Origin of the sequence: Streptomyces sp. NPDC052701 (assembly GCF_040678355.1) — a bacterium.
Lineage (GTDB): Bacteria > Actinomycetota > Actinomycetes > Streptomycetales > Streptomycetaceae > Streptomyces.
In genome coordinates this window covers 1-1,521 of sequence record NZ_JBFATO010000085.1, presented here as the reverse complement: position 1 = coordinate 1,521, position 1,521 = coordinate 1, and the positions used below count along the sequence as shown (strand labels likewise).

Annotated in this window: 1 protein-coding gene; it reads left to right on the top strand. The window is 73.3% G+C overall.

The window, feature by feature from the left end; translation table 11 throughout:
• Positions 1-1,488: biotin/lipoyl-containing protein (locus AB0L29_RS35490; protein WP_365833476.1), on the top strand; the 1,488-nt coding region annotated here is incomplete at its 5' end.
• Positions 1,489-1,521: the final 33 nt, after the last annotated feature.

The window sequence follows — 1,521 nt, the reverse complement described above, 5'->3', positions numbered from 1 at the left end:
GCGGGCCTGGTGTGGATCGGCCCGCCGCCGCAGGCCATCCGCGACCTGGGCGACAAGGTCGCCGCCCGGCACATCGCCCAGCGCGCCGGCGCGCCGCTGGTGGCCGGCACCCCCGAGCCGGTCTCGGGCGCCGAGGAGGTGGTGGCCTTCGCCAAGGAGCACGGCCTGCCCATCGCCATCAAGGCCGCCTTCGGCGGCGGCGGGCGCGGGCTGAAGGTGGCCCGCACCCTGGAGGAGGTGCCCGAGCTGTACGACTCCGCGGTGCGCGAGGCGGTGGCCGCCTTCGGCCGCGGGGAGTGCTTCGTGGAGCGCTACCTGGACAAGCCCCGCCACGTGGAGACGCAGTGCCTGGCCGACACGCACGGCAACGTGGTGGTGGTCTCCACCCGGGACTGCTCCCTGCAGCGCCGCCACCAAAAGCTGGTGGAGGAGGCCCCGGCGCCGTTCTTGTCCGAGCAGCAGCTGGCCGAGCTGTACCGCGCCTCCAAGGCGATTTTGAAGGAGGCCGGCTACGTGGGCGCCGGCACCGTGGAGTTCCTGGTCGGAGCGGACGGCACGATCTCCTTCCTGGAGGTCAACACCCGCCTGCAGGTGGAGCACCCGGTCACCGAGGAGGTCGCCGGCATCGACCTGGTGCGCGAGATGTTCCGCATCGCCGACGGCGAGGAACTGGGCTATGACGACCCCGTGCTGCGCGGGCACTCCTTCGAGTTCCGCATCAACGGCGAGGACCCGGGCCGCAACTTCCTGCCCGCCCCCGGCACCGTCACCCGCTTCGACCCGCCCGCCGGGCCCGGGGTGCGCCTGGACGCCGGCGTGGAGGCCGGCAGCGTGATCGGCCCGGCCTGGGACTCGCTGCTGGCCAAGCTGATCGTCACCGGCCGCACCCGCAAGGAGGCCCTGCAGCGCGCCGCGCGCGCCCTGCAGGAGTTCCAGGTGGAGGGCATGGCCACCGCGCTGCCCTTCCACCGCGCGGTGGTCAAGGACCCCGCCTTCGCCCCCGAGCTGACCGGCTCCACCGGCCCCTTCAGCGTCCACACCCGCTGGATCGAGACCGAGTTCGTCAACGACATCAAGCCCTTCACCGCCCCGGCCGACGCCGCGCAGGCCGAGGAGGACACCGGCCGCGAGACGGTCGTGGTCGAGGTCGGCGGCAAGCGCCTGGAGGTCTCCCTGCCCGCCTCGCTGGGCATGTCCCTGGCCCGCACCGGCCTGGCCGCCGGCGCCAAGCCCAAGCGCCGGGCCGCCAGGAAGAGCGGCCCGGCCGCCTCCGGCGACACCCTCACCTCCCCCATGCAGGGCACCATCGTCAAGATCGCCGTGGAGGAGGGCCAGCAGGTCAAGGAGGGCGACCTCGTCGTCGTGCTGGAGGCCATGAAGATGGAACAGCCCCTCAACGCCCACAAGGCCGGCACCATCAAGGCCCTCAACGCCCAGGTCGGCGCCTCCCTCACCTCCGGCGCCGCCATCTGCGAGATCAAGGACTGACGTCCGGCACGGCCACAGCGCGCCCGGCGGACC